This window comes from Mycobacterium sp. NGS39, from assembly GCF_059812765.1.
Window position 1 is genome coordinate 266,974 of record NZ_JCALDH010000003.1, and the last position, 26,168, is coordinate 293,141.

The window sequence follows — 26,168 nt, forward strand, 5'->3', positions numbered from 1 at the left end:
CGGAAGGGTACGGGACCTATGAGGCCGCAGTGCCCGGCGCCGGGCGTGATGCTCGAGTGCGCGGTCTGCGCGGGGCCAACAGCAAGCGGGCCGACGAGTCGAGGAGATAACCGATCACGCCGATGACGACGATCACCGCGACCACTTGGTCGTAGGCCAGTTGATCGCGCGCATTGAGGATCTGATAGCCCAAACCCGAACGCACACCGAGCATCTCCGCGGGAACGAGAACCACCCAAGCGATGCCCAGGGCCAGCCGCAGACCGGTCTGGACGTGGGCACGGATCGCCGGCAGCACCACCGCGGTCAGCAGTTCGACGCGGGTGGCGTGAAACGAACGTGCCACAGAAAGATAGCCCGGGTTGATCGCGTGTACGCCCGCGGCGGTGTTGAGCAGGATCGGCCAGATCGCTGCCACGGCGATCAAGAAGATCACCGGCTGGTTACCAATCCCGAAGACAGCCAATGCGATTGGCGTCCACGAGAGCGGCGAGATCATCCGGATGAACGCCACGATGGGACTCACGGCACGTTCCGTGGTGCTGCTCAGCCCGACGAGCAGGCCGGCCGGTATCCCGAGGACTGCGGCCACCAGGAGCCCGATCACCAGTCGGTAGAGGCTGATACCGGTGTCGGGAAGCAGCACGCCGCGTCCCAGCAACTCGCCGAGCGCGGGCACGGCTTTCTGCGGTGCGGTCTGCCGCAGCAGCGATTGCGGCGCGCACAACACCGATGTCACCAGCCACCAGAGCCCGACAGTCACCGCGATCGCCGCGAGCGCAGGCCACACCCGCTGCCAGCGTGGCGGCGCTGACTCTGCGGGATGCGTTGCGGCATCGTGGCTTTCCGGTGATACGGCTTCGACGCCGGCGGTGGGTGCGGTGGTCATATCGCTTGTACCTGTTCGTGTCGGATGAGTTCGTCGCTGAGGCCGAAGGCGGCTGGCCCGCCTTGAGCGAAAAGGGATTTGCGCACGAATTGGTCGTCGACCAGGTCGATGTGCACGCGCGCCGGGTCCAGCTTGTCCAGGAAGCGCCGGTCACCGTCGACGACGGTTTCGCCCATCGCCTCGATCAGCCGCTCGGTGAAGCCGGGGTAGGGGAATGGCTGAAAGCCCAGGCGCTGGGGCTGCCAGTCCGGATGCGCCAGCGGATAGGGCGGCTTGGGATACGTCAACGCCAATTGAACCGCCGGCACAGGCTGGGGCAGATAGCGTCCGCCGGCGAGTGCGACCGCAGTTGCGTGTCGGTCGGCGTTGATCCGCAGCTGCGCTGCCACCACGGCGTCGGCGACTGACTGCACGGCCTGCGCGCGGTCGGCGATCACGTCGTCGCGGGTGATCAGCACATAGCAGGCATGGTCGCGCCACACGTCGCCCAGGAAGGTATGGATCCGGCCGATCTTCTTGATCTGGGCGACGGCATTGAACGGATCGGCCACGACGTAGCCGCCGATGGAGCGGTTCGCCAGCGCCGGCACCATGTCGGAGGGGCTCATCACGATCAGCTCGACGGTGCGTTGCCCACGAGAAGCGCTGCGCCGCACCACGGGTCGCAGTCCGTGGGCGCGCAGCAACTGCTGCAGCACGATGTTGTGGATCGACCACCAGAACGGGATGGCCACCTGCGTGCCCGCCAAGTCGCCGAGGTCGGTGATGTGGGGTGCAACGGTCAGCGCTGAGCCGTTGGTGTGATTCCACCCCAGCACTTTCACCGCGCCGCCCAGCGCGTAACGAAGCTGTACCGCCATGGGCATCAACAAGTGGACGACGTCGACCTGGCGGGTGATGAATGCCTCGGCCAGCGCCGACCAACTGCGGAACATCACGGGCTTGGCCGTGGCCACGACGCCTGCTGGAAACAGCGCGGCGCTGTGCGCGATGAGAAGGGGAGCGGCGTCGGTGATCGGCAGATATCCGATCCGCAGCCTCCCGCTGGCGTTGACGGTACTGGTGGCCGTGCTGCGCGCCAGGTCGCCGATCCCGAACAACCCGCCGGCGGTGGCCAAGGCTGCTGCGGCAGTGAGGAATTGACGACGGTTCGGCTGCAGCGACATCAGCCGGCCGCCTTCGCAGCGTGCTGGTAGTGGCGCAGAATGTGCGCCCGTAGATCGGTTTTGTCCGCCCCTGGCGTGTCGGCGAGTTGCCATTGACCCCGTAAGTCACCGCTCGTGCCGAGCAGCACGACGCGATCCGCCAGCGCCAGCGCTTCGTCCACGTCGTGAGTGACCAGCACGACGGTGACGTCCAACTCAGCGGCCAGCTCGGCCAGCCAGCGTTGCAAATCGCTTCTGGTCGCTGGGTCCAATGCACTGAACGGCTCGTCGAGCAGCAGCAATCGGGGCGAGGTCGCGACCGCGCGCAGGATTGCCACCCGCTGCGCTTGACCGCCGGAGAGCTGTTCGGGATAGCGGTCGGCGAGAACGTCGACGCCGAAGCGGGCCATCAGTGCGGCGGCGTGCTCGTCGTCGAACGCGTTGCGGTGCGCGGCGAATCGGCGTGCGAAGGCCACGTTCTCGGCGACGGTGAGCCACGGCATGAGCAGGGGCTGCTGAAAAACCACACCGGTGCGAGGCCGGCCGCCGTCCTGGGCCCATTCGATCGTTCCGGCACTTAGGGTGTCGAGCCCGCCAAGTATCCGCAGCAGGGTGGACTTGCCGCTTCCGCTGCGTCCCAGAATGGCGACGAACTCCCCGTCCTCGATGGCCAGCGTGATGTCGCGCAGGACGGCGGTAGCTCCGAAACGCTTGACGCCGTGAGTTATTCGTACTGACTCAGTTCCCACCGCAGTTGTCCTTCCGACGGCGATTGGATCGGCAGAAACGCTGCCTCGCGGAAACGACGGTTGGCCGCACTGCCGGTGACATAGCCGGCTCCTCCGGCCAACGTGGATTCGAGCCGGGTGGCCGACAGCGCCGACGTGGCGGCCTGCAGCCGCAGCCGGATCAACTCGGAGACGGGCGGTCGCGACGGATCGGCGGCGAATTCGTAGAGCCGTTGGCGCAGGGTGCGGGACTGCTGGATGTGGTCGTCAAGGTCGGCACGGAAGCTGTCGGCCAGCACGCCGCCGGCCTGTCGCGCGCCGGCCAACGCGGCTCGGCCCACGCCGACGCAGAAGGCGGTCTGCAGCAGCAGGAAAGCCGGCCGGACGGTGGTGACGAACTGGTGCAGGTCGGTGCTGACGATCTGCTCGGCTGGCACCTCGACGTTCTGCAGCCGTACAGAGCCGGAAGCGGTGGCGCTCAGGGCCATCAGCGATTCGGCTGGCTTGACGGTGACGCCGGAGGCGGTGGCGTCGACGGCGAGCACATACGTGTCGTCGGCGAGACCCCGGGCGGGAAGCACGATCACTGCGTCGTCGAACAGGTTGGAGGCCCAGCGAATTGGGCCGGTGACGCTCAGCCCGTCGTCTCTTCGCTCGGCGATCAGGGGCAGCTGCTCGAGTCCCACGACGTGCTTGAGGCCGGCAGCCATTGCGGTGACGCCGACGCGTCGTCCGGTGCGCAACGCGTCGAGGTGCTGTTCACACAGCGGCGTCGGGGCGTCGCGCAGGTAGCGCAGCGTCATCACGTGCGCCCAGGCCGAAAACGCGACCGCCAAGCTGCGGGTGGCGAGTTCGTCGAGAATGCGCACGCAGTCGGCGAGTCCGGTGTCGGTGAGTGCTGGGTCGAAAAGGCCTGCCGCGCCGAGCGCGGCGAGATCGCTGCGCACGTCGGTCAATCGGGCGTCCAGGGCGGCGGCACGGCCGGCCACCGAAAGCGCCGCTGTGTGCAGGGCGGTGCCCAGATCGTCACTGATCGTGGTGACCATCGGTGCCTTGCAGCCGGTGCAGACGGTCGACCGGGGCGCTGACGGCCTGACGCGCACGGCGTACCGCGTGCTCGTCGGGCGCCTGGTAGAAGCACAGGCACTTGTCCATGTCTTCGCGGACATACGTGCGCAGGAAACTCACTTCGGGCACGTCGGCGTACTTGGGCGAGTTGGCCTTCTTGCGGGCCAGATAGGACTCCATGTCCAGATCGGCGGGCAGATCCCATTCTACGAGATAGCCCGCGGCGGGCCGGGCGGCTTTGAGTTCGCTCAGATCGGCGCCGACCAGCCGAACCTGATGGGGACCGCTGATCTCATCGGCGTCGATGTCGGCTGCGTCGAGTGACGGGGCGGCACCGGCGGATTCAGCGATCGCAAAGATGCGGCGGGCGTCTTGGGTCACCTGCACCTCGATCAGCTCACCTCCGCCTTCGCGGATGCCGACGTCGATGGCCTTGAGCAGTTGGTCGGTGTCGAGGTGCTCGGTGCGGGAAATGATCTCGTAGAGGTACAGGGTCACTCGTGCGCTCGTTTCGTCGGTGGTTCTGCGATTGGGACACTGTCATAGACAGACTGGTCGGTCTAGCCAAGTGGTGGGGCTACGCTTCCGGTATGGATTCGACCACCCAAGAGCTGGCCGCATCGTCTCGTGGACGCAAGGTGACGCCCAAGCCCGCTGAGCGGTTGTTGACTACCGCCGCGAAATTATTTGCCGCACAAGGGATCAGGGCGGTCGGCATCGACCAGATCCTGCGTGAGTCCAGGGTCCACAAAGCCAGTCTCTACACCAGCTACGGCTCCAAGGACGCGTTGGTGCGGGCCTACCTCAGCGATTTGGATCAGGCTGATCGCAACCGCTGGGCCGCGGCGGCCTCCGCGCACAGCGATCCCGTCGACAAGGTCTTGGTGTTCTTCGACTTGGCGGCGACCGCGGCCACTGCGCGCAACTTCAGCGGATGTCTGTATGCGAACGCGGCCACCGAGTACCCCGGAACCGAACTCGAACCGGTTCGCGCCCATCGCGAGTGGTTTCTCGACACCGTGGCAGCACTTCTGAAGAGCGCTGGCGCCGCGCAGCCGCGTGCGATCGCGCGCCGGATCCAATTGCTGTACGACGGCGCGCTGATCGGATCAAAGATGCAGCGGTCCACGCAACCGATCAAGCTGGCGCGGCGCCTCGCGGCCGAACTGGCAGGAAAATCGCGCCGCTGACCAATCGTCGCGTCTAGTCTGCGGACGTGAGTCAGGTGCAGACCCTGCGCGGCGCGGTCGGCGCCGAGCAGCTCGGCCCCACACTGATGCACGAGCACGTCTTCGTCCTCGACCCGGACATCGTCGAGAACGTCCCGACCGACTGGGAGGAAGGCAGCGCGCTCGACGACGCGGCCCGCCGGCTCGACGAGCTTTATGCGGCGGGGATCCGCACGATCGTCGACCTCACGGTGATCGGAATAGGCCGGTCGATCGCCAGGCTCAAGCGTGTGCCGATGACCAGTCCGCTGAATATCGTCGTGGCGACAGGGATTTACGACTTCTACGACATCCCGCCCTATTTCAAATTCCGCAAATCCGAGGTATTGGTCGACTACCTCGTGACCGAAATCGAGCACGGCATCGGCGAAACCGGAGTGCGTGCGGGGATCCTCAAATGCGCCACCGACGAAGCGGGCGTCACTGCGGGCGGCGAAAAAATCCTTCGCGCGGTGGCGCGTGCGCACATGGCTACCGGCGCGCCGATTTCCACTCACACCCACGCCGCGACCCGGCGAGGGCTTGATCAGCTCAGGGTGTTCGCCGAAGAGGGGGTCGACCTGACGCGAGTGGTGATCGGGCACAGCGGTGACACCACGGACATCGATTACCTGCTGCAGGTCGCGGATTCGGGCGCTTACCTGGGCATGGACCGCTTCGGCATCGACACGATCCTCGGGTTCGACGAGCGTGTGGCAACAGTGGCGCGATTGTGTGCGATGGGCCGCGCGAACCAGGTCGTGCTCAGTCACGACGCGTCGTGCTACATCGACTTCTTCGCCGGCGGCCGCCCGCCGGCGTCATTGCCGAACTGGCATTACCTGCACATCACCCGTGACGTCATTCCGGCGTTGCGAGCGCGCGGCGTCACTGACGAACAACTGCAGCAGATGCTCGTCGTCAATCCCCGTCGGGTGCTCAGCGGAGACTCCTAGGTCGAATCGACGCAAATTTCCGGTCTTGCCAGCCGCGGTACGTTGGTTTCAGAACAGATTGCCGCCAAATTGCAGGACAGAAGGACATAAAGCGATGAAATCCACACGCAAAACTGTGCGACGTGAATTGGTCGGGCTCTTCGCCGCGGCGGCCCTCGGCGCGGCGGCCATCGTGACCGTGCCGAGCGCTGCGGCACAGCCTGCTTCGTGCACGGCTGCGGGGCTGGCTCACACCATCAGTGGCGTGACCGCGCAAGCCGGCCAATATCTCGATGCCCATCCCGACGCCAACGACGCGATCACCGGCGCGGGCTCGGAGACTCCCGAGCAGGCACAGTCCAACCTGCGGGCTTACTTCGTGTCCCACCCGCAGCAGTACAACGACCTGCGGGCAATCGCTCAGCCGTTGACCGATCTTCGGTTGTCGTGCAACCAGAATGTGTCAGGTGCGCAAATCGCGGCCCTTCTGCAGGCCTTCGCCAACCCGTCGTAGTTCTGCGACCAGTGACGCGCCGCGTCGCTGTGGATGAAATGTGAGTTGGGGATAACTCGGGCCGATCTCTGAGTTTTGGCGGCGCTCCGCCACTTCTTGTCAGAGCCTTGTCAGAGGCGCACCCGAAGCTGGGTGCATGACAACGTTGACCCGCGCAGAACTCGGCGCACTCGGCGAGCAATTGGCCGTCGACCATCTACAGTGCCTCGGGCTTGTCGTACTGGACCGCAACTGGCGTTGCCGGTACGGCGAGCTCGACGTGATAGCCGCCGATTTCGTCTCTCGCACTGTGGTTTTCGTCGAGGTGAAGACCCGCACTTCCGATCAGTTCGGCGGCTTGGCGCAGGCCGTCACCCCTACCAAGGTGCGGCGGCTGCGACGGCTGGCCGCGTTGTGGCTGGCTCGGCAAGACGCTCGCTGGGCGGCGGTGCGCATCGACGTGATCGGCGTGCGGATCGGCCGTCGGCGCATTCCCGAGCTCAGCCACTTGGAAGGTGTCGGCTGATGGCACTGGGCCGGGCGTTCTCCGTCGCGGTGCGGGGCGTGGCTGGAGAAATCGTCGAGATCGAGGCGGACATCACGTCTGGTCTGCCGGGCGTGCACCTGGTGGGATTGCCTGACGCGGCGCTGTCAGAGTCCCGGGACCGGGTGCGCGCCGCAATCATCAACTGCGGCAACAGCTGGCCGATGTCACGGCTCACGCTGGCGTTGTCGCCGGCGACACTGCCGAAAGTGGGCTCGGTGTACGACGTCGCGCTCGCCGCGGCGGTGCTGTCGGCCGACCGCAGGGTGGCCAACGCGCGGCTGGAGAAGACGGTGCTGCTCGGGGAGCTCGCCCTCGACGGCCGGGTCCGGCCGGTCCGCGGAGTGCTGCCTGCGGTGATCGCCGCCAAACGCGACGGCTGGCCGGCCGTGGTGGTTCCGGTCGGCAATCTTGCGGAAGCGGCTCTGGTCGACGGCATCGAGGTGCACGGCGCACGCACGCTTAAGCAGGTGCGGTCCTGGCTCAACGGTGCAGGTGAGCTCGAGCGCGCCGGGAAAAGCCAAGCCGCCGAACCCGACGACGGTCCCGACCTCGCCGACGTCGTCGGCCAGCCGCAAGCCCGTTATGCCGTCGAGGTGGCCGCCGCGGGCGCTCACCACCTGATGCTGGTGGGCCCACCGGGCATCGGCAAAACGATGCTGGCACAACGACTTCCGGGGCTGTTGCCCGCGCTGACGGAGGAGGAGTCGCTGGAGGTCACGGCCATCCACTCCGTCGCCGGTCTGCTGTCGCCCACCACGCCGCTGATATCGCGGCCGCCGCTCGTCGCGCCGCATCCCACCTCCAGCGTCGCGGCACTGATCGGCGGTGGCAGCGGCATGGCGCGGCCGGGGGCGGTCAGCCGCGCTCACCGCGGTGTGCTGTTCCTGGACGAATGCGCAGAAATCGCGACACATGCACTCGAGGCGCTGCGAACTCCGCTGGAGGAAGGCGAAGTTCGGCTGGCCCGCCGCGACGGGGTGGCTGTGTACCCGGCCCGTTTTCAGCTGGTGCTGGCCGCGAACCCGTGTCCGTGCGCTCCGGCGGATCCGCGAGATTGCATCTGCGCGGCGGCGGTCAAGCGGCGCTATCTGGGCCGGCTTTCCGGTCCGTTGCTCGACCGCGTCGATCTGCGCATCACCATGCACCGGGCCCGCACCGGTGTGCTCAGTGCCGACGTGGGTGAGCCCACCCGGGTGGTGCGGGAGCGGGTGGCGCAGGCGCGCGCGGCCGCCGCGCAGCGGTGGCGGTCCTACGGCGCGCGGACCAATGCCGAAGTACCGGGTTCGCTTCTGCGTCAACGCTTTCGGCTGAACCCACGCACCATGGAGCCCCTGCGCAAAGCCCTCGACAAAGGCCTGATGAGCGTAAGGGGAGTGGACCGGACCATGCGGGTCGCGTGGACGCTTGCCGATCTCGGCGGCCGTGAGCGACCCAGTCTCGAGGACGTATCCGTCGCGATGGGGTTCCGTCAGATCGGCGTCGACCGGTGACCAAAGAACGCAGGGCCTGGGCGTACCTGTCGAGGGTGGTCGAGCCGCCGTGCGCGGAGCTTTCCGCGCTCACGGCTGAGGTCGGTGCGGTGGAGGCAGCCGAACGAGTGCGGCGTGGGGCGGTTTCCGACCGACTCGCTCGAAACAGCGAAGCGCGCCGCGAATTCGACTGCGCCGCTGACGATCTGGACCGCATCGCCCGCTTGGGCGGGCGGTTGATCACACCTGACGACGACGAGTGGCCGGTGCTGGCGTTCACCTCGTTCAATGGTGTGGACCGGCGTCGGCATCCGGACGGCATCGCGCCGTTGGCGCTATGGGCGCTCGGGTGTGCGGCGGTCGACGAGGTGGTGATGCGCTCGGCGGCGGTCGTCGGTACGCGCGCGGCCACGGTGTACGGCGAGCACGTCGCGAGTGATTTGGCAGCCGGGCTGTGCGAACGCGGTGTCGCGGTGGTGTCCGGCGGGGCGTTCGGAATCGACGGCGCCGCGCATCGGTCGGTGCTGTCGGAAGACGGGTGCACTGTCGCGGTGCTCGCAGGCGGGGTGGACGTGCCGTATCCCGCGGGCCATTCGGCGCTCCTGCATCGGATCCAACGCACGGGGTTGTTGATCAGTGAATACCCGCCCGGCGTGCGGCCGGCCCGGTACCGCTTCCTGGTCCGCAACCGTCTGGTGGCCGCGCTGTCAGGCGCCACCGTGGTCGTGGAGGCGGGTCTGCGCAGCGGAGCGGCCAACACCGCGGCGTGGGCGCGGGCGCTGGGCCGGGTGGTGTGCGCGGTGCCGGGCCCCGTGACGTCCGCGGCGTCGGCCGGGTGCCATGTGCTGATCCGCGGCGGTGCGGAGTTGGTGACCCGCGCCGACGAGATCGTCGAACTCATCGGCCGCGCAGGCGAGTTCGCCGACGAGCCGGACCGCCCGTCGTCGCCGTTGGACGATCTCAGCGAGATCGGAAAGCGCGTGTACGAAGCGCTGCCCGCCCGCGGCGTCCGCTCGGCCGACGAGTTGTCGATCGAGTCCGGGCTTCCGATCGCCCAGCTGCAGGGCCAACTCGCGCTACTGGAGGTGGCCGGGCTGGCGGTGCAAGACCAGGGCCGCTGGCGATTGCCCAGATCCAGGACTTAGTTCTGCGCGCAGTGGGTATGGAAGTCCCATGGCGATTGTGGCGGTGGTGCTCGCAATTGTGGGCGCGGTCGTGTTCGTGGCGGGAGTCGTGCTGTTCGCCAACGGTGTCGGCGTCGACCCGGAGGGGCGCACGGAAAGCGAGCGGGTGCGCCAGGGCTTCGCCCGAGTGCCGTACCGGGAGATGTTCGGCCTGATGCCGCGCTCGGTCAGAGTTGTCACCGACGCCGACGCCGGCCGCCGCGACAGGCTGATGGCCGCCGGTGCTTTCGTCGCGCTCGTCGGCATCGTCGTGCTGTGCCTCGCGATCGTCTCCGCGATCACCGCGTTGCTGTAGCCGCTGGCTGTGTCGGTATGGTCGAGACGAGCCGATAACCAGCGGGGAGGCGATGTGGCAGGACGGCCGGTGCACAGCTTCGAGGTCGTGCGGACCGAGCGGCTGTCGCCGCACATGGTGCGAGTTGTCTTGGGTGGCAAGGGCTTTGACACCTTCACCCCGAACGAGTTCACGGACGCCTACTGCAAGCTACTGTTCGTTCGCGAGGACGTCGACGTCGCCGCGCTACCCGCGCCGCTCACGCTCGACAGCTTCCAGCTCTTGCCGCAAGACCGCCGTCCGGTCGTCCGCACGCTCACTGTGCGGTGGGCCGATCCGGAGAAGCGCGAAATCGCCATTGATTTCGTGGTCCATGGCGAGCATGGGGTCGCCGGACCCTGGGCACTGGCGGCGCAGCCCGGGCAGCCGGCGTATCTGATGGGTCCCGGCGGGGCGTATGCACCCGATCCGAGCGCCGACTGGCACCTGCTGGCCGGTGACGAATCGGCGCTGCCCGCGATCGCCGCCTCACTCGAAGCACTTCCCGCCGACGCCGTCGCGCGGGTGTTCATTGAGGTAGCCGGCCCGGACGACGAGATCGAGCTGCGTTCGGGCGCCGACATCGAGACGTACTGGATCTACCGCGGCGGCCGCGCCGACCTGGTGCCCGAAGACCGCGCCGGCGACAATGCGCCGTTGATCTCCGCAGTGAAGGAGGCCCCCTGGCTGCCGGGCCAGGTCCAGGTGTTCATCCATGGCGAAGCGCAGGCCGTAATGCACAATTTGCGGCCCTACATCCGCAAGGAACGGGGCGTCGAAGCCAAATGGGCATCGATCTCGGGCTATTGGCGTCGCGGCCGCACCGAGGAGACGTTCCGGCAGTGGAAGAAGGAGCTGGCCGCCGCTGAAGCGGGGGAGAACTAGACACGCGCCGCGGTTGACGAATTCCACGGCCGGCATCTGCGACCGTGGTCTTCGTGTCCCGACCGGCCGCCTTCGCCGCAATTCTCGACGACTTCGCCGAGTTCCTGACGCTGGAGCGGGGACGCTCCGAGCACACGCGCCGCGCCTATCTCGGCGACATCGGCTCGTTGCTGGACTTCGTCGCCGCGCGTCGGAGCGAGCCTGCGCTCAGCGATCTCACGCTGCCGCTACTGCGGGCCTGGCTGGCCGCCCAAGCCGCGGGCGGTGCCGCTCGCACCACCCTTGCCCGTCGCACCTCCGCGGCGAAGACGTTCACTGCGTGGGCGGTGCGGCGTGGCCTGTTGGACACCGATCCGGCGGCGCGGCTGCAGATGCCCAAGGCCCATCGCAAGCTGCCGGCGGTATTGCGTCAAGACCAGGCGTTGGAGGCGATTACGGCTGCGAAAACCGGTGCGGCCGAAGGACATCCGATGGCGTTGCGCGACCTGCTCATCGTCGAGCTGCTGTACGCGACCGGCATCCGCGTCAGCGAGCTGTGCGGATTGGACATCGACGACGTCGACACCGACCGCCGGCTGCTGCGCGTCTTGGGCAAGGGCAACAAGCAGCGCACAGTGCCGTTCGGCGCACCGGCGCAGGCGGCGCTGAACCGGTGGCTGGCCGACGGGCGGCCTGCGCTGGCCACTGCCGCGTCGGGTCGTGCCCTGCTGCTGGGTGCACGCGGCCGACGTCTGGATCCCCGGCAGGCCCGCACCGTCGTCCACCAGACCGTCGGCACCGTCGCCGATGCCCCCGACATGGCTCCGCACGGCTTACGCCACAGCGCTGCAACGCATCTGCTGGAGGGCGGGGCCGACCTGCGGGTCGTCCAGGAACTGCTGGGCCATTCGACGCTGGCCACGACGCAGCTGTACACGCATGTCTCGGTCGCGCGGCTGCGAGCCGTGCATGACCAGGCGCACCCCCGCGCCTGATCACCCGGCGGCGACGGGCTTGAGCCGGATTGGGGTCGCCGCCAGCAGGCCCAGCGGGTCGACGTAATCGGCCGCGGACGCCGGACCCCACATCGCGCCCCAGTGCAGGCAGGCCGCTGCCGCGCAGTCGGGATGCCCGGCCAGTAGCTCACCGATCACCGTGCCCGTCGCGACCTGCTGCCCTGGGTGCACCGACGGCTGCACCGGTTCGTAGGACGTCCGCAAACCGCTGGGATGGGCGATCGACACCACCGGCCGGCCCGCGAGCAGGCCGGCGAACACCACCGTGCCCGCGCCCGCGGCCAACACATGTTGGCCGACAGTGCCCGCCAGATCGACGCCGCGATGACCGCGGTTCCAGTTCGGCGTCGGCGCGTCGAAGGTGCGCACGACGGCCGGTCGCGGGCGCAGCGGCCAGTCGAAACGGTAGCCGTCAGCAGATGCGGGCGCTGCGACGACGAGTGCGGCCAACAGCACCGCGAACCGCTTCATCAGTTCAGTGCAGCCCAGCCGCTGCGCCCGCGCCAGCGCAGGCCCGGCTCGGCTGTGGACAAACCGCCTGCTGGCGGCGTGTAAACTCCTATCCGCAGCCTGTGCAAGCGGGCTGACTTCGCGCGTCTGCAGCCAACCGAATGCCGTGCGGTCCCGTCCCCGGACGGGTGCGGCATCCCGCAGACGCCAGGGCCCGTCGTCACCCGGCGCCGGGCGACAACCGACACATGTGAGGCATGAGCATGGCCGTAGTGACCATGAAGCAGCTGCTCGACAGCGGCGCCCACTTCGGGCACCAGACCCGTCGCTGGAATCCCAAGATGAAGCGGTTCATCTTCACCGACCGCAACGGCATCTACATCATCGACCTGCAGCAGACGCTGACCTACATCGATAAGGCGTACGAATTCGTCAAGGAGACGGTCGCGCACGGCGGCACGATCCTGTTCGTCGGCACCAAGAAGCAGGCGCAGGAATCGATCGCCGCCGAGGCCACCCGCGTCGGCATGCCGTACGTGAACCAGCGCTGGCTGGGCGGCATGCTCACCAATTTCTCGACCGTGCACAAGCGGCTGCAGCGGCTCAAGGAGCTCGAGGCGATGGAGCAGACCGGCGGCTTCGGGGGTCGCACCAAAAAGGAAATCCTGATGCTGACCCGCGAGAAGAACAAGCTCGAGCGCAGCCTCGGCGGTATCCGCGACATGAACAAGGTGCCGTCGGCGATCTGGGTCGTCGACACCAACAAGGAGCACATCGCGGTCGGCGAGGCCCGCAAGCTGGGCATCCCGGTGATCGCGATCCTGGACACCAACTGCGATCCGGACCTTGTCGACTACCCGATTCCGGGCAACGACGATGCGATCCGCTCTGCGGCGCTGCTGACCAAGGTGATCGCCGCGGCGGTCGCCGAGGGCTTGCAGGCCCGCGCCGGGTTGGGTAACGGCGACAAGGCGGAGGTCCAAGCTGAGCCGCTGGCCGAATGGGAGCAGGAGCTTCTCGCCAGCGCCACGGCCGCCGCAGCCGAAAACGCACCGCAAGACGCTCCGACGAACCCGGGGCCGACTGCCACCGAAACCAAGACCGAGACCTCCTAGGGAAGGCTGACATGGCGAACTTCTCCGCTGCCGACGTCAAGCGACTGCGGGAGCTGACCGGCGCCGGCATGCTTGCGTGCAAGAACGCGCTGACCGAAAGTGACGGCGACTTCGACAAAGCCGTCGAACTGCTGCGGATCAAGGGCGCGAAGGACGTCGGTAAGCGCGCCGAGCGGTCGACTGCCGAAGGGCTTGTCGCCGCCAAAGACGGCGCGATGATCGAACTCAACTGCGAGACCGACTTCGTCGCCAAGAATGACGAGTTCCAGAAGTTGGCCAACGACATCGTCTCTGCGGCGGTGTCGTCCGGTGCTGCCGATGTGGACGCATTGAAGGCCGCGTCGGTGGGCGACAAGACCGTCGAGCAGGCGATCGCGGACCTGTCGGCGAAGATCGGCGAGAAGCTCGAATTGCGCAGAGTCGCTGCATTCGACGGCAAGGTCGAGACCTACCTGCACCGCCGGTCGGCGGACTTGCCGCCGGCTGTGGGCGTGCTCGTCGAATACGAGGGCAGCGATTCGAACGCAGCGCATGCGGTGGCCCTGCAGATCGCCGCTCTGAAGGCCAAGTATCTGACGCGTGACGACGTGCCCGAGGACGTGGTGGCCAACGAGCGCCGCATCGCCGAGGAGACCGCCCGCAACGAGGGCAAGCCGGAGCAGGCGCTGCCCAAGATCGTCGAGGGCCGGTTGACCGGCTTCTTCAAAGACGTTGTGCTGCTTGACCAACCGTCGGTGTCCGACAACAAGAAGACGGTCAAGGCGCTGCTCGACGAGGCCGGCATCACCGTGACGCGATTCGCCCGATTCGAGGTGGGACAGGCTTAGTCGGGTGCGTGTCCATGCCTTCCGCGACGACGCGTTAGGCGACGACGACGCCCTCGGGCTCGTCTCCCGGCTGCGGGCCGGTGACGTGTCCGCGGTGGAGTTGGTGGACGCGGCCATCGCCCGCGCCGAGGCGGTCAATCCGGCGCTCAACGGCCTTGCGCACGAAGCGTTTTCGCAGGCGCGCCAGCAGGCGGCGGCGGCGTCGCTGTCCGGCTTTTTCGCGGGCGTCCCCACGTTCGTGAAGGACAACGTCGACGTTGCCGGATGGCCGACCATGCAGGGCACGGATGCATGGTCGCCCACGCCCGCCCCAGCGCACGGCGATTTCGCGCGGATGTTCTTGGCGACGGGTTTGATCCCGCTCGGCAAGACGCAGCTCTCGGAGTTCGGGTTCAGCGCCGCCGCAGAACATCCGCGGATCGGGCCGGTCCGCAACCCGTGGAACACCGAGCACACCGCGGGCGCGTCGTCCTCAGGCTCGGGTGCGTTCGTCGCCGCGGGTGTGGTGCCTATCGCGCACGCCAACGACGGCGGCGGCTCGATCCGAATTCCAGCCTCTTGCAACGGTCTAGTGGGACTCAAGCCCAGCCGTGGACGCCTACCGCTGGACAAGCACACCCGCCAGATGCCGCTGCGCGTCGTCCACAACGGGGTGCTAACCCGCTCCGTGCGCGACACCGCAGCGTTCTACCGTGAAGCAGAACGGATCTGGCGTAACCGAAGACTGCCGCCGGTCGGCGACGTCACGCGATCCGGCGTCGAGCGGCTGACCATTGCGGTGGTCACCCGGTCGCTGTTCCGGGAGTCCTCGCCGGAGGTGCGGGAGCTGACCTTGAAGACCGCGAATCTGCTGGAGGAGTTGGGGCATCGCATCCATCACCTTGAAAGTCCGCCGGTACCACCGTTTTTCGCTGACGATTTCCTTCTGTACTACGGCTTCTTGAGTTTCGCACTGGTGCGCAACGGGCGTCGGATGTTCGGGTCGAGCTTCGATCGCACCAAGCTGGACAACCTGACACTGGGTTTCGAGCGGCACGCCGCTCGAAACCTGCACAAACTGCCGCTGGCCATTGCTCGGTTGTCTGCGATGCGACGACGAACCGCCAGGTTGTTTCGCACCTACGACGCGGTGCTGACGCCCACTGTCGCCGATCCGCCGCCACCCGTCGGGCATTTCGACCCCCGCGCCGACTACGAGCAGATCATCACCCGGCTGGTCGACTGGGTTGCGTTCACCCCGCTGCAGAATGCCACCGGCGATCCGGCGATCTCACTGCCGCTCGCGGAATCGTCGGGCGGGCTACCCGTCGGGATGATGTTCAGCGCGGCTCGCGGTCGCGAACGCCGGCTGCTGGAGTTGGCTTACGAGCTCGAAGAGGCGCGGCCGTGGCGACGCATACAGGACTTCCCGCCCACGTGAGCGCCTACCGCGTGGCTGAACGAGACGACCCTGCCTGAGCGTCGGATTCGTGGCCCTCGGACGCGTCGTGCCCGTCGTCAGAATCCGAATCGGAGCTGCCTATCCCCGTGTATTGGCGGATCGTCTCAGCGATCGCTTCCTGATAGCCGTGAATGGTGTCGCCCGGCAAGTTGGCGTAGTTGTTGAGAGTCTTCGGCACGAACTTCGCGTAGTTCGACGGAGTGTCCAGCCAGAACGGGCCCTCGGTCTGGTAGCAGGGTTCGTGACCCCCCTCGTCGCACGACGGGTGCGCCCCGGCCGGCGCGGCCGAAACTATACCGGCGGCTCCGAGGGCTGCAGCGACGACGAACGCACGGATCATGGTTCTCTCCTGGTGTGTGGTTTCACGAATTGGGTCTGCTACTGGCTCGGGGTTGGCTGCAGCGGCTGAGATCCCACCTTCGACGTGGGGCGGACCGTACATGCCCCGGTGCTTCCCACGCAGGGGGTCGGGGCGTCGTTGCCCTTTTTCGATCCGGACGGTCCGCTGCTGTCGCCGCTGCCTGAATCAGAACCGTGGTCGTGGCCTGGATGAGCGATTGCGGTTCCCGTTCCCGGGCCGGCCAGCAGTAAAGATCCAGCGGTCAACACGGCGCTCAGCGCGACAAGCGCCTTGGTGCGAAAGTTCCGTGCCTTCATGCCGGGCCTTCAACCTCCTTCAAACCGATCCGACGCTCGATCCTGAGCACCATCTGACAGCGAGCTGTGAACTACGCGCCGTAGTGGAAGTTAGCATGCCCTAATCGGGGCGCCGTCTTGAGCGGCCGTCGCCGGATCGAGAATCCATGAGTCCGTAGTCGGGAATCGGCGCACCCCGGCCCACCGGCCGGCGCCGATGAGGCAGGATAAGGGTGCCATCGGAACGACCCAGCCGGGCGGGAGCTTCCGGTGGCGCTCTCATGCGGGGCGTGAAGGAGGGGTGATCACGGAGTTCGACGGCACGTCATCCCCCCAGCGCCCGCCGTACCGCCGGGTGCTGCTCAAGCTGGGCGGCGAGATGTTCGGCGGCGGCCAGGTGGGCCTGGACCCCGACGTGGTGCACCTTGTGGCCCGCCAGATCGCCGAGGTCGTCCGCAGTGGTGTGCAGGTGGCCGTCGTGATCGGCGGCGGCAATTTCTTCCGCGGTGCCCAGCTTCAGCAGCGCGGCATGGAACGCACCCGCAGCGACTACATGGGCATGCTCGGCACGGTGATGAACAGCCTTGCGCTGCAAGACTTTCTGGAGAAGGAGGGTATCGCCACCCGGGTGCAGACGGCGATCACCATGGGTCAGGTGGCCGAGCCGTACATTCCGCTGCGCGCCCGTCGTCACCTCGAGAAGGGCCGCGTCGTGATTTTCGGCGCCGGCATGGGTCTGCCGTACTTCTCCACCGACACCACCGCTGCGCAACGGGCGCTGGAGATCGGCGCGGACGTGGTGCTGATGGCCAAGGCCGTCGACGGCGTTTTCACCGACGACCCGCGCGACAACCCGGAAGCCGAATTGCTCACCACCATCACTCACCGCGAAGTCATCGACCGCGGGCTGCGAGTGGCCGACGCCACCGCGTTCAGCCTCTGTATGGACAACGGCATGCCGATCCTGGTCTTCAACCTGCTCATCGACGGAAATATCGCGCGCGCGGTCGCAGGTGAGAAGATCGGAACACTGGTCACCACGTGAGGCCGCGGACCCGAGGAGCGAGACGGAGGATGGCACCGTGATCGACGAAACCCTCTTCGATGCCGAAGAGAAGATGGAGAAGGCCGTCGCCGTGGCCCGCGACGACTTGGCGTCGATTCGCACCGGCCGCGCCAACCCCGGCATGTTCGCCCGCATCTCGATCGACTACTACGGCGCGATGACGCCGATCACCCAACTGTCCAGCATCAACGTCCCGGAGGCGCGGCTCGTCGTCATCAAGCCCTACGAGCAGTCACAACTCGGGGCGATCGAGAAGGCGATCCGCGACTCCGACCTCGGCGTCAACCCCACCAACGACGGCAACGTGATTCGCGTCGCGATCCCGCAGCTCACCGAGGAGCGCCGCCGCGAGCTCGTCAAGCAAGCCAAGGCCAAGGGGGAGGACGCCCGGGTGTCCGTCCGCAACATCCGTCGCAAGGCGATGGAGGAACTGCACCGCATCCGCAAAGACGGCGAGGCCGGTGAGGACGAGGTCAAGCACGCCGAGAAGGAACTCGAGAAGACCACCCATCAGTACGTCGCGCAGATCGACGATCTCGTGAAACACAAAGAGGGCGAGCTGCTCGAGGTCTGACCGACCAGCAGCGACCGAGATCCGTGGCCGAAACCGATCCGTCGACAGGCGCCGACGCGCAGACGAAGCAGAAGAAATCGCGCACCGGGCGCAACCTCCCGGCGGCGATCGCCGTCGGCGCCACCCTCGGCGCTCTGGCCATCGGGGTGCTGCTGTTCGCGCCGACGGGCTGGCTGGTCATGCTGGCCGTCGCGATCCCGATCGCCACGCACGAGGTGATCCGCCGACTGCGCGAGGCGGGCTACGTCATACCGATGGTGCCGCTGCTCCTCGGCGGCCAGGCCATCCTGTGGCTCACGTGGCCGCTCGGCCCCGAAGGCTTGCTCGTCGGCTACGGCGCTACCGTCGTCGTCTGCATGGTGTGGCGGCTAGTCGGTCAGGGCCTGTCCCAGCAGCCGGTGAACTATCTGCGTGACATCTCGGCGACGATACTGCTCGCGACGTGGGTGCCGGTGTTCGCCAGCTGCAGCGCGCTGCTGATCCCGCAGGATCACGGCGGCGAACGGGTGTTCACAGTGATCGCGACCGTAGTGTTCGCCGACATCGGCGGCTACGTCGCCGGCGTCCTGTTCGGCAGGCACCTGATGGTGCCCGCGATCAGCCCGAAGAAGTCCTGGGAGGGACTCGGCGGCTCACTGCTCTTCGGTGTCACCGCCTCGGTGCTGTCGGTGACGTTCCTGCTGGACCGGCCGTGGTGGGTCGGGTTGCCGCTCGGCCTGCTGCTGGTGATCACCGGCGTGCTCGGCGACCTGGTCGAGTCCCAGGTCAAACGTGACCTCGGGATCAAGGACATGGGCGCGCTGCTACCTGGTCACGGCGGTTTGATGGACCGCATCGACGCGATGCTGCCCTCGGCCGTCGCCGGCTGGATCGTGCTGACGCTGCTGGCGTGATCCCCGGGCGTTCAGCCAGCACGCCACCGCTCCGAGCACCAGGCCGACGCCCACGCCGACGTCCGGTCGCTGACCCAGCATCAGCCACGACAACAGGCCCGCGACGGCCGGGATCACACAGAACAGCATCGACACCGTCGCCGCCCCGTACAGGGTGATGGCGCGCACGTACATCGTCATGCACAGCGTCGCGTTGAGCAGCACCACCGCGGCCACCGCAGCCGCGGCATGCCACACGTCGTGAACCACCACCGGCGACACCGACGCGAGCACCAGCACCGGGCCCACGCACGCCGCGTTCTGCAGCGTCGCCGTCGCCCGGAAATCAACGCCGGCGCAGAACCTCTGCTGGTACACACCGCCGGCAGCGATGCCCACCAGCGCCGCTAGCAGCAGCCCGACCGCCGCATCCACACCAGTGGCCTCCAGCCGGCCCGCGCACGCGGCCAGCACCGCCGCGACGCCGAGCAGCAGCGCCACCACGCGCGTCACCGTCAGCGCCTCGCCGAGAAACATCGCCGCCAGCAGCGCCGTGACAACGGGGTTCATCGACACCACCACGGCTCCCAGCACGGCGGGAGCCCCGTGCTGCAGCGCGAGGTACAGACCGACGAACAAAACTCCTTGGGCCAGCAAGCCGCTGACCACGACGTGAACCAGCGCCACACCCGTGGGCCAACTCACACGCGCCACCAGTGCCCACGCGCCCAGAATCGCCGCGGCCAACCCGAACCGGAACACCAGCACCACCATCGGTGACACGGCGGAAACGGCAAGCGCCCCAATGGGATAGCCAAGGGCATAGACGAACGTCAGCGCGGCGGCCGAACGCAGCGGCATGGCAGACACGTTCGCCATGCTGGCGTCGGCAACCCGGCTCGTCCACCGAATTTCGGCCATCGTGCGATGAGATACTGACAATCGTCATGCCCAAATCCTCACCACCGCGGCACTTGGCCGACCTCGACGACGCCGGCCGGGTTGAGGCTGTCATCGACCTCGGGCTGCCGGCGTTTCGCGCCAAGCAACTGGCACGCCAGTACTACGGCCGGCTGATCGCCGACCCGCACCAGATGACCGATCTGCCCGCCGCGGTGCGCGACACAGTGGCCGATGCGATGTTCCCGCCGCTGCTCACCGCGGTGCGCGAGGTCGAATGCGACGGCGGTCAGACGCGAAAGACGGTGTGGCGCACACCAGATGGCACGACATTCGAATCGGTGCTGATGCGCTACCCGCAGCGCAACACGGTATGCATATCGTCGCAGGCGGGTTGCGGCATGGCATGCCCGTTCTGTGCTACCGGGCAGGGCGGGTTGACGCGCAACCTGTCGACCGCCGAAATCGTGGAACAAGTGCGGGCCGCCGCCGTGCACCTGCGCGAGCAGGGTGACCGGTTGTCCAACATCGTGTTCATGGGCATGGGCGAGCCGCTGGCCAACTACAACCGCGTGCTGGCCGCGGTGCGGCGCATCGTCGATCCGCCGCCGGACGGGTTCGGTATCTCGCAACGGTCGGTCACGGTGTCCACCGTCGGTCTGGTGCCGGCGATCCGCAGGCTTGCCGACGAACAGTTGGGCGTGACGCTCGCGCTGTCACTGCACGCGCCTGACGACGAGCTGCGCGACACCTTGGTCCCGGTGAACACGCGCTGGAAGATCGACGAGGCGCTGGACGCCGCCCGGTACTACGCCGATACGACGGGTCGGCGCGTCTCGGTGGAGTATGCGCTGATCCGCGACGTCAACGACCAGCCGTGGCGCGCAGACCTGCTGGGCAAGCGGCTGCACGCGGCGCTCGGCGCGTTGGTGCACGTGAACCTGATTCCGCTGAACCCGACTCCGGGCAGCCGTTGGGACGCCAGCCCCAAGCCCGTCGAGCGGGAATTCGTCCGGCGTGTCCGCGCCCAGGGAGTGTCGTGCACAGTCAGAGACACCCGCGGCCGCGAAATCGCGGCGGCGTGCGGCCAGCTGGCGGCCGAGACCTGACGCGGACCTAACGCGTCAAGCCGCGCCGGCGCAGATACCAATCGCGCCCGACCGCCACCAGGATCAGGGCAGCGAACACGATCAGATACCAGTTCTCCACCCAGCCGACGTGGTTGCCGCGCATCATCAGCAGCAGAAAGCCCGCAATGAAAATGCCGACCCAGTGCCACAGCCTGGGGGCGTCGCCGCTCCAACCCCATTCGGCGGAGGGCACTTCCGCGACGTCGACTCTGGTGCGTCGTTCAACCTCGGTGCTGGCCATGGCCGACATTCTGGCACAGCCCCGCAGGCGTAACGTCTGCTCACCGGCGTCACGTTGCCGGTGGACGCCGGGCTCGTGCTCAAGTGATCTGTCCGTAGCGGCGCAGCGCCTCCTTACGCTCGCGGGCGTGGTCGACGATCGGGTCGGGGTAGTCGGCGCTGCCCAGCTCGGGCACCCACCGGGCGATGTAAGCACCTGCGGGATCGAACTTCTCGGCCTGTGTGGTCGGATTGAACACGCGGAAGTACGGCGCGGCGTCGGTGCCGCAGCCGGCAGACCACTGCCAGCCGTGCTGGTTGCTGGCCATGTCGCCGTCCACCAGCTGCTCCAGAAACCACCGCGCCCCCCACTGCCATGGCAGGTGGAGGTCCTTGACCAGAAACGACGCGGTGATCATCCGCAGTCGATTCGGCATGAAGCCGGTTCGACTCAGCTGCCGCATGCCGGCGTCGACGATCGGGAACCCGGTCTGCCCGGCCTTCCACGCCTCGAACTTGCGCTGCGCGTCCGGGCCGGTGTCGACCTCGATCGCGTCGAAGTTGCGGTTCCAGTTCCACCACGCGCTGTGCGGCCAGTGGAAAAGCACCGCGGCGTAGAATTCACGAAAAGCCAACTCCCGCAAGTACGCAGCATGTCCCTTGCGGCGCGCGTCCAGATCCGCGGCCATGGTGCGCGGATGAATCGTGCCGAACTTCAGGTGCGCCGACATGCGGCTGGTGCCGTCGCGGTCGGGCCGGTTGCGGTTCTCGGCGTAGCCGTCGAGTGCGCCGTCGCGGAACCGCTGCCACTGCCGCAGGGCGGCGCTCTCCCCGGCCGCCACGTCGATCTCGACGCCCGGATCTTCGATCTTCACCGCACCGGTCAGCCCGGCGGGGTCGAGCCAGCGCGCCGAATTCGCGCCGGAGCCGGCCGGTGCACGCCAGCCGATATCGCGCCACCGGTCGAAGTATGAGGTGAAGACCTTGTACGGACTCCCGTCGTCCTTAGTCACCCTGCCCGGTGACACCAGATACGGCGAGCCCGCCGCCTGCAACGGGGTGTCGCCGAGCGCGTCGCGCACCTTCGCGTCACGCCGGCGCCCGAACGGCGCGAAGTCCTCCGAGATGTGCACCGCCGAGGCGCCAATCTCGTTGGCAACAGCGGGGATTCGCTCTTCGGGACGGCCTCGCGTGACGTACAGCCGGCCGTCGAGCCCCTCGCGAAGTTCACGCAGCGAGTCGCACAGGAACTGCAACCGACGTGGGCCCGACGAGTCCTCCAGTCGCGGGTCGAGCACGAAGCAGGCGAGCACGTCGTCGCTGTCGCCCGCGGCGGCGAGCAGGCACGGCAGGTCTTGGAGCCGCAGGTCGCGGCGAAACCACAACAGCGTCGGCACCAGACCCATGCTGCCTGTCGCCCGAGCCTCGTGGGGCGCCGTTGGGTGTTACGAGTTCGGGACGCGTTGTGGCCGGAGCCGACGGCGTGGGCATGGCTCGGCCGGCGGCGCCCCGGGGGCACAATAGGCAGGTGAGCAAGCTGACGCGAGTGCTCATCCTGGGCAGCACCGGCTCGATCGGCACCCAGGCGTTAGAGGTGATCGCAGCCAATCCCGACCGGTTCCAGGTGGTCGGTCTGGCGGCCGGCGGGACCAACGCCCAACTGCTGGCCGAGCAGCGCCACGCCACCGGCGTCACCAACGTCGCCGTCGCGGACCCGGCCGCCGCCGAGGCCGTCGGCGACGTCACCTACAGCGGGCCCGACGCCGCCACCGAACTGGTCCGCAATACCGAGGCGGACGTGGTTCTCAACGCTTTGGTGGGTGCGCTCGGCTTGGAGCCCACCCTGGCCGCGCTGCAGTCCGGCGCACGGCTGGCGCTGGCCAACAAGGAGTCGCTGGTCGCCGGCGGCCCGCTGGTGCTGAAGGCGGCCCGGCCGGGCCAGATCGTGCCCGTCGACTCCGAGCACTCAGCGCTGGCGCAATGCCTGCGGGCGGGACAGGCGCGCGAGGTGGCGAGGCTGGTGCTGACCGCCTCGGGCGGACCGTTCCGCGGCTGGTCGGCGGCCGACCTCGAGAACGTGACGCCCGAGCAGGCCGGGGCGCACCCCACCTGGTCGATGGGGCCGATGAACACGCTGAATTCGGCGTCGCTGGTGAACAAGGGACTCGAGCTCATCGAGACGCACCTGCTGTTCGGCGTGCGCTACGAGGACATCGACGTCGTGGTGCACCCCCAGTCGATCGTGCATTCGATGGTCACGTTCACCGACGGTTCGACGATCGCGCAGGCCAGCCCGCCCGACATGAAGCTGCCGATCTCGCTGGCACTGGGCTGGCCCGACCGCGTGCCCGGGGCGGCCTCTGCCTGCGATTTCTCGACCGCGAGCAGCTGGGAGTTCGAGCCGCTGGACCGCAGCGTTTTTCCGGCCGTCGACCTGGCCCGCGAGGCGGGCAAGCGGGGTGGCTGCCTGACCGCGGTCTACAACGCGGCCAACGAAGAGGCCGCCGCCGCGTTCCTGGCCGGGCGGATCCGCTTCCCGGCGATCGTGCGGACCATCGCCGACGTGCTCGCCAGCGCCGACCAGTGGGCCGCCGAACCCGCTACCGTGGAAGACGTACTCGACGCGCAGCACTGGGCACGGGCCCAGACACGTCGCGTCTTCGCGCAGGAGGTCATACCCGCCCGATGATTTTCGTGATCGGCATCGTGCTGTTCGCAGCCTTCATCCTGGTGTCCGTCGCGCTGCACGAGTGCGGCCACATGTGGGCCGCGCGCGCGACGGGAATGAAGGTGCGGCGGTACTTCGTCGGGTTCGGTCCGACGCTGTGGTCGACGCGGCGAGCCAACAAGCTGGGTTCGACGGAGTACGGCGTGAAGGCCATTCCGCTCGGCGGCTTCTGCGACATCGCGGGCATGACGTCGGTCGAGGAGCTCAAGCCCGACGAAGAGCCCTACGCGATGTACAAGCAGAAGGCGTGGAAGCGGGTGGCGGTGTTATTCGCCGGCCCCGCGATGAACTTCCTCGTCGGGCTCGTGGTGGTCTACGGGATCGCAGTGGTGTGGGGACTGCCGAACCTGAACCCCGACACCCGCGCGGTCGTCGGCGAAACCACATGTGTGCAGCCCGAAATAGCGAAGGGCAAGCTCGGCCAATGCGCCGGCGCCGGCCCCGCCGCCGCCGCGGACATCCGCGCCGGCGACGTGATCGTCAAGATCGGCGACAAGGACGTGCACAGCTTCGAAGACGTCGTCGCCGCGGTCCAGCCGCTGTCGGGGCCGACGCCGGTGGTCGTCGAACGTGGCGGTCAGCGCATCGACACCGTCGTGAACGTCACCCGCACGCAGCGGTTCGTCGGCGACACGGCGTCGCAGGTCGGGGCCATCGGCATCAAGGCTGCGCCCCAACCCGGCCCGACGCAGTACAACGCACTGACCGCGGTGCCCGCGACGTTCGCGTTCACCGGCGATCTCGGGGTGCGGCTCGGTCAGGCGCTGCTGGCGATCCCCACCAAGGTCGGTGCGCTGCTGCACGCGATCGGCGGCGGTGAGCGCGACATGGACACGCCGATCAGCGTGGTGGGTGCCTCCATCATCGGCGGCGACACCGTCGACCATGGCCTGTGGGTGATGTTCTGGTTCCTGCTGGCCCAGCTGAACTTCGTGCTGGGCGCGGTGAACCTGATCCCGCTGTTGCCGTTCGACGGCGGCCACATCGCGATCGCGGTGTTCGAGAAGGTGCGCAACATGATCCGTTCGGTGCGCGGCAAAGCCGCCGCGGCGCCGGTCAACTACCTGAAGTTGATGCCCGCGACATACGTGGTCCTGATCGTGGTGGTCGGCTACATGCTGCTGACCGTGACCGCTGACGTGGTCAACCCGATCCGGCTGTTCCAATAGCTTTCTAGGAGATAGAGATGACCGTCGGCAGCGTTGGCCTCGGCATGCCGAACCTGCCCGCTCCCACGCTGGCGCCCCGGCGCAAAACCCGTCAGCTGATGGTGGGCAATGTCGGCATCGGCAGCGACTACCCGATCGCCGTGCAGTCCATGACCACGACGAAGACCCATGACGTCAACGCCACCCTGCAGCAGATCGCGGAGCTGACGGCGTCCGGTTGCGACATCGTGCGGGTGGCGTGCCCGCGGCAAGAGGACGCCGACGCGCTGGCCGAAATCGCGCGGCACAGCCAGATCCCGGTGATCGCCGACATCCACTTCCAGCCGAAGTACATCTTCGCCGCGATCGACGCCGGCTGCGCGGCGGTGCGGGTGAACCCCGGCAACATCAAGGAATTCGACGGCAGGGTCAAGGAGGTTGCCAAGGCGGCCGGTGACGCCGGTATCCCGATCCGTATCGGCGTCAACGCCGGCTCGCTGGACAAGCGTTTCTTGGCCAAATACGGCAAGGCCACTCCGGAGGCGCTGGTCGAGTCGGCGCTGTGGGAGGCGTCGCTGTTCGAAGAACACGGGTTCGGCGACATCAAGATCAGCGTCAAGCACAACGACCCGGTCATCATGGTGGCCGCCTACGAACTGCTCGCGTCGCAGTGCGACTACCCGCTGCACCTCGGCGTGACGGAGGCCGGGCCGGCATTCCAGGGCACGATCAAGTCCGCGGTCGCGTTCGGGGCGCTGCTGTCGCGCGGCATCGGCGACACGATCCGGGTTTCGCTGTCCGCGCCGCCGGTCGAAGAGGTCAAGGTCGGCAATCAGATCCTCGAGTCACTGAACCTGCGGCCGCGCTCGCTGGAGATCGTCTCGTGCCCGTCGTGTGGCCGCGCGCAAGTCGACGTCTACACGCTGGCCAACGAGGTCACCGCCGGGCTCGAGGGCCTCGACGTGCCGCTGCGGGTCGCGGTGATGGGCTGTGTGGTCAACGGGCCGGGGGAGGCCCGTGAAGCCGACCTCGGCGTGGCTTCCGGAAACGGCAAGGGCCAGATCTTCGTCAAGGGCGAGGTGATCAAGACCGTGCCGGAATCGCAGATCGTCGAGACGCTGATCGAAGAGGCCATGCGAATCGCAGAAGAGCGTGGCTCAGATGCCAGCGGTTCACCGGTGGTGACCGTAAGCTGATGGCGTA

General features: G+C 67.7%; 29 protein-coding genes. 19 read left to right on the plus strand and 10 right to left on the minus strand.

Annotated features, from left to right (window positions below; genetic code table 11):
- Nucleotides 1–16: 16 nt before the first annotated feature.
- From AC5Y39_RS05970 to AC5Y39_RS05990, 5 genes are read right to left on the minus strand one after another with little or no spacing between them, the layout of a single operon-like run.
- Entirely contained in the window at nucleotides 17–889 is an 873-nt protein-coding gene (locus AC5Y39_RS05970; RefSeq protein ID WP_500016327.1) for an ABC transporter permease, read from the minus strand.
- Entirely contained in the window at nucleotides 886–2,055 is a 1,170-nt protein-coding gene (locus AC5Y39_RS05975; RefSeq protein WP_500016328.1) for an ABC transporter substrate-binding protein, read from the minus strand. Before AC5Y39_RS05975 ends, AC5Y39_RS05970 begins: the two co-directional genes overlap by 4 nt.
- Complete coding sequence (locus tag AC5Y39_RS05980) at nucleotides 2,055–2,783, minus strand: ABC transporter ATP-binding protein (protein ID WP_500016329.1); 729 nt, start codon at nucleotides 2,781–2,783, stop codon at nucleotides 2,055–2,057. The genes AC5Y39_RS05975 and AC5Y39_RS05980 overlap by 1 nt, the downstream gene beginning before the upstream one ends.
- Nucleotides 2,759–3,808, minus strand: a complete 1,050-nt coding sequence (locus AC5Y39_RS05985) for an acyl-CoA dehydrogenase family protein (RefSeq protein WP_500016330.1) — start codon at nucleotides 3,806–3,808, stop codon at nucleotides 2,759–2,761. Before AC5Y39_RS05985 ends, AC5Y39_RS05980 begins: the two co-directional genes overlap by 25 nt.
- Nucleotides 3,789–4,328 carry a DUF4242 domain-containing protein gene (locus AC5Y39_RS05990; protein WP_500016331.1) on the minus strand — a complete coding sequence of 180 codons (540 nt, stop codon included), beginning with the start codon at nucleotides 4,326–4,328 and terminating at the stop codon, nucleotides 3,789–3,791. The genes AC5Y39_RS05985 and AC5Y39_RS05990 overlap by 20 nt, the downstream gene beginning before the upstream one ends.
- A gap of 92 nt (nucleotides 4,329–4,420) precedes the next feature.
- Between AC5Y39_RS05990 and AC5Y39_RS05995 the strand changes: the two genes are divergently transcribed.
- The 9 genes from AC5Y39_RS05995 (at nucleotide 4,421) to AC5Y39_RS06035 (ending at nucleotide 11,838) form a co-directional block, all read left to right on the plus strand.
- Nucleotides 4,421–5,020 (plus strand): TetR/AcrR family transcriptional regulator, encoded by a 600-nt coding sequence (locus AC5Y39_RS05995; RefSeq protein ID WP_500016332.1) that lies wholly within the window; start codon nucleotides 4,421–4,423, stop codon nucleotides 5,018–5,020.
- Nucleotides 5,021–5,046: 26 nt separating this feature from the next.
- On the plus strand, nucleotides 5,047–5,994 hold the full coding sequence (locus tag AC5Y39_RS06000) for a phosphotriesterase family protein (protein ID WP_500016333.1): 948 nt from the start codon (nucleotides 5,047–5,049) through the stop codon (nucleotides 5,992–5,994).
- A 94-nt stretch (nucleotides 5,995–6,088) separates the two neighbouring features.
- Nucleotides 6,089–6,487, plus strand: a complete 399-nt coding sequence (locus AC5Y39_RS06005; RefSeq protein ID WP_500016334.1) for a heme-binding protein — start codon at nucleotides 6,089–6,091, stop codon at nucleotides 6,485–6,487.
- A gap of 136 nt (nucleotides 6,488–6,623) precedes the next feature.
- The gene (locus AC5Y39_RS06010; protein WP_500016335.1) at nucleotides 6,624–6,992 is read left to right on the plus strand and encodes a YraN family protein; all 369 of its coding nucleotides are present in this window, start codon (nucleotides 6,624–6,626) and stop codon (nucleotides 6,990–6,992) included.
- Complete coding sequence (locus AC5Y39_RS06015; RefSeq protein WP_500016336.1) at nucleotides 6,992–8,503, plus strand: YifB family Mg chelatase-like AAA ATPase; 1,512 nt, start codon at nucleotides 6,992–6,994, stop codon at nucleotides 8,501–8,503. The genes AC5Y39_RS06010 and AC5Y39_RS06015 overlap by 1 nt, the downstream gene beginning before the upstream one ends.
- The gene (gene dprA, locus AC5Y39_RS06020) at nucleotides 8,500–9,627 is read left to right on the plus strand and encodes a DNA-processing protein DprA (RefSeq protein WP_500016337.1); all 1,128 of its coding nucleotides are present in this window, start codon (nucleotides 8,500–8,502) and stop codon (nucleotides 9,625–9,627) included. Before AC5Y39_RS06015 ends, dprA begins: the two co-directional genes overlap by 4 nt.
- 28 nt (nucleotides 9,628–9,655) lie before the next feature.
- Nucleotides 9,656–9,961, plus strand: coding sequence for a hypothetical protein (locus tag AC5Y39_RS06025; protein ID WP_500016338.1), 306 nt, complete (start codon nucleotides 9,656–9,658; stop codon nucleotides 9,959–9,961).
- Between the two features lie 54 nt (nucleotides 9,962–10,015).
- Nucleotides 10,016–10,864 (plus strand): siderophore-interacting protein, encoded by an 849-nt coding sequence (locus AC5Y39_RS06030; protein ID WP_500016339.1) that lies wholly within the window; start codon nucleotides 10,016–10,018, stop codon nucleotides 10,862–10,864.
- Nucleotides 10,865–10,917: 53 nt separating this feature from the next.
- The gene (locus AC5Y39_RS06035; protein ID WP_500016340.1) at nucleotides 10,918–11,838 is read left to right on the plus strand and encodes a tyrosine recombinase XerC; all 921 of its coding nucleotides are present in this window, start codon (nucleotides 10,918–10,920) and stop codon (nucleotides 11,836–11,838) included.
- Here AC5Y39_RS06035 and AC5Y39_RS06040 read toward each other — a convergent pair whose 3' ends face one another.
- On the minus strand, nucleotides 11,839–12,330 hold the full coding sequence (locus tag AC5Y39_RS06040; protein ID WP_500016341.1) for a M23 family metallopeptidase: 492 nt from the start codon (nucleotides 12,328–12,330) through the stop codon (nucleotides 11,839–11,841).
- 242 nt (nucleotides 12,331–12,572) lie between these two features.
- Here AC5Y39_RS06040 and rpsB point away from each other — a divergent pair, with 242 nt between their 5' ends.
- Genes rpsB through AC5Y39_RS06055 form a run of 3 tightly spaced genes read left to right on the plus strand, consistent with a single transcriptional unit; the run spans nucleotide 12,573 to nucleotide 15,671 of the window.
- Nucleotides 12,573–13,424 (plus strand): 30S ribosomal protein S2, encoded by an 852-nt coding sequence (gene rpsB / locus AC5Y39_RS06045; protein WP_500016484.1) that lies wholly within the window; start codon nucleotides 12,573–12,575, stop codon nucleotides 13,422–13,424.
- Between the two features lie 11 nt (nucleotides 13,425–13,435).
- On the plus strand, nucleotides 13,436–14,251 hold the full coding sequence (gene tsf / locus AC5Y39_RS06050) for a translation elongation factor Ts (RefSeq protein ID WP_500016342.1): 816 nt from the start codon (nucleotides 13,436–13,438) through the stop codon (nucleotides 14,249–14,251).
- Nucleotides 14,252–14,255: 4 nt separating this feature from the next.
- On the plus strand, nucleotides 14,256–15,671 hold the full coding sequence (locus AC5Y39_RS06055; protein ID WP_500016343.1) for an amidase: 1,416 nt from the start codon (nucleotides 14,256–14,258) through the stop codon (nucleotides 15,669–15,671).
- Between the two features lie 4 nt (nucleotides 15,672–15,675).
- Here the strand turns inward: AC5Y39_RS06055 and AC5Y39_RS06060 are convergent, their stop codons facing one another.
- A complete protein-coding gene (locus AC5Y39_RS06060; RefSeq protein ID WP_500016344.1) occupies nucleotides 15,676–16,032 on the minus strand; it encodes a hypothetical protein in 357 nt (118 codons plus the stop codon).
- 513 nt (nucleotides 16,033–16,545) lie between these two features.
- On the opposite strand from AC5Y39_RS06060, the gene pyrH reads away from it, so the two are divergent.
- The 3 genes from pyrH to AC5Y39_RS06075 are packed head-to-tail and all read left to right on the plus strand — an operon-like array spanning nucleotide 16,546 to nucleotide 18,861.
- Nucleotides 16,546–17,373, plus strand: coding sequence for a UMP kinase (gene pyrH, locus AC5Y39_RS06065; protein WP_500016345.1), 828 nt, complete (start codon nucleotides 16,546–16,548; stop codon nucleotides 17,371–17,373).
- 37 nt (nucleotides 17,374–17,410) lie between these two features.
- On the plus strand, nucleotides 17,411–17,968 hold the full coding sequence (gene frr, locus AC5Y39_RS06070; protein ID WP_500016346.1) for a ribosome recycling factor: 558 nt from the start codon (nucleotides 17,411–17,413) through the stop codon (nucleotides 17,966–17,968).
- A 23-nt stretch (nucleotides 17,969–17,991) separates the two neighbouring features.
- Nucleotides 17,992–18,861: a phosphatidate cytidylyltransferase gene (locus AC5Y39_RS06075; RefSeq protein WP_500016347.1), complete on the plus strand. Its 870-nt coding sequence runs from the start codon at nucleotides 17,992–17,994 to the stop codon at nucleotides 18,859–18,861.
- On the opposite strand, the gene AC5Y39_RS06080 is transcribed toward AC5Y39_RS06075, so the two are convergent.
- Nucleotides 18,772–19,701, minus strand: a complete 930-nt coding sequence (locus AC5Y39_RS06080; RefSeq protein WP_500016348.1) for a DMT family transporter — start codon at nucleotides 19,699–19,701, stop codon at nucleotides 18,772–18,774. The genes AC5Y39_RS06075 and AC5Y39_RS06080 overlap by 90 nt on opposite strands.
- A gap of 86 nt (nucleotides 19,702–19,787) precedes the next feature.
- Between AC5Y39_RS06080 and rlmN the strand changes: the two genes are divergently transcribed.
- Nucleotides 19,788–20,849, plus strand: coding sequence for a dual-specificity RNA methyltransferase RlmN (rlmN, locus tag AC5Y39_RS06085; protein ID WP_500016349.1), 1,062 nt, complete (start codon nucleotides 19,788–19,790; stop codon nucleotides 20,847–20,849).
- Between the two features lie 7 nt (nucleotides 20,850–20,856).
- On the opposite strand, the gene AC5Y39_RS06090 is transcribed toward rlmN, so the two are convergent.
- On the minus strand, nucleotides 20,857–21,111 hold the full coding sequence (locus tag AC5Y39_RS06090; RefSeq protein ID WP_500016350.1) for a DUF2631 domain-containing protein: 255 nt from the start codon (nucleotides 21,109–21,111) through the stop codon (nucleotides 20,857–20,859).
- Between the two features lie 79 nt (nucleotides 21,112–21,190).
- Nucleotides 21,191–22,486: a cryptochrome/photolyase family protein gene (locus AC5Y39_RS06095; RefSeq protein ID WP_500016351.1), complete on the minus strand. Its 1,296-nt coding sequence runs from the start codon at nucleotides 22,484–22,486 to the stop codon at nucleotides 21,191–21,193.
- Nucleotides 22,487–22,578: 92 nt separating this feature from the next.
- Between AC5Y39_RS06095 and dxr the strand changes: the two genes are divergently transcribed.
- From dxr to ispG, 3 genes are read left to right on the plus strand one after another with little or no spacing between them, the layout of a single operon-like run.
- Nucleotides 22,579–23,778 carry a 1-deoxy-D-xylulose-5-phosphate reductoisomerase gene (gene dxr, locus AC5Y39_RS06100; protein WP_500016485.1) on the plus strand — a complete coding sequence of 400 codons (1,200 nt, stop codon included), beginning with the start codon at nucleotides 22,579–22,581 and terminating at the stop codon, nucleotides 23,776–23,778.
- Entirely contained in the window at nucleotides 23,775–24,986 is a 1,212-nt protein-coding gene (locus AC5Y39_RS06105) for a M50 family metallopeptidase (RefSeq protein ID WP_500016352.1), read from the plus strand. The genes dxr and AC5Y39_RS06105 overlap by 4 nt, the downstream gene beginning before the upstream one ends.
- A gap of 17 nt (nucleotides 24,987–25,003) precedes the next feature.
- On the plus strand, nucleotides 25,004–26,161 hold the full coding sequence (gene ispG / locus AC5Y39_RS06110) for a flavodoxin-dependent (E)-4-hydroxy-3-methylbut-2-enyl-diphosphate synthase (protein ID WP_499910248.1): 1,158 nt from the start codon (nucleotides 25,004–25,006) through the stop codon (nucleotides 26,159–26,161).
- The last annotated feature ends 7 nt before the right edge of the window (nucleotides 26,162–26,168 follow it).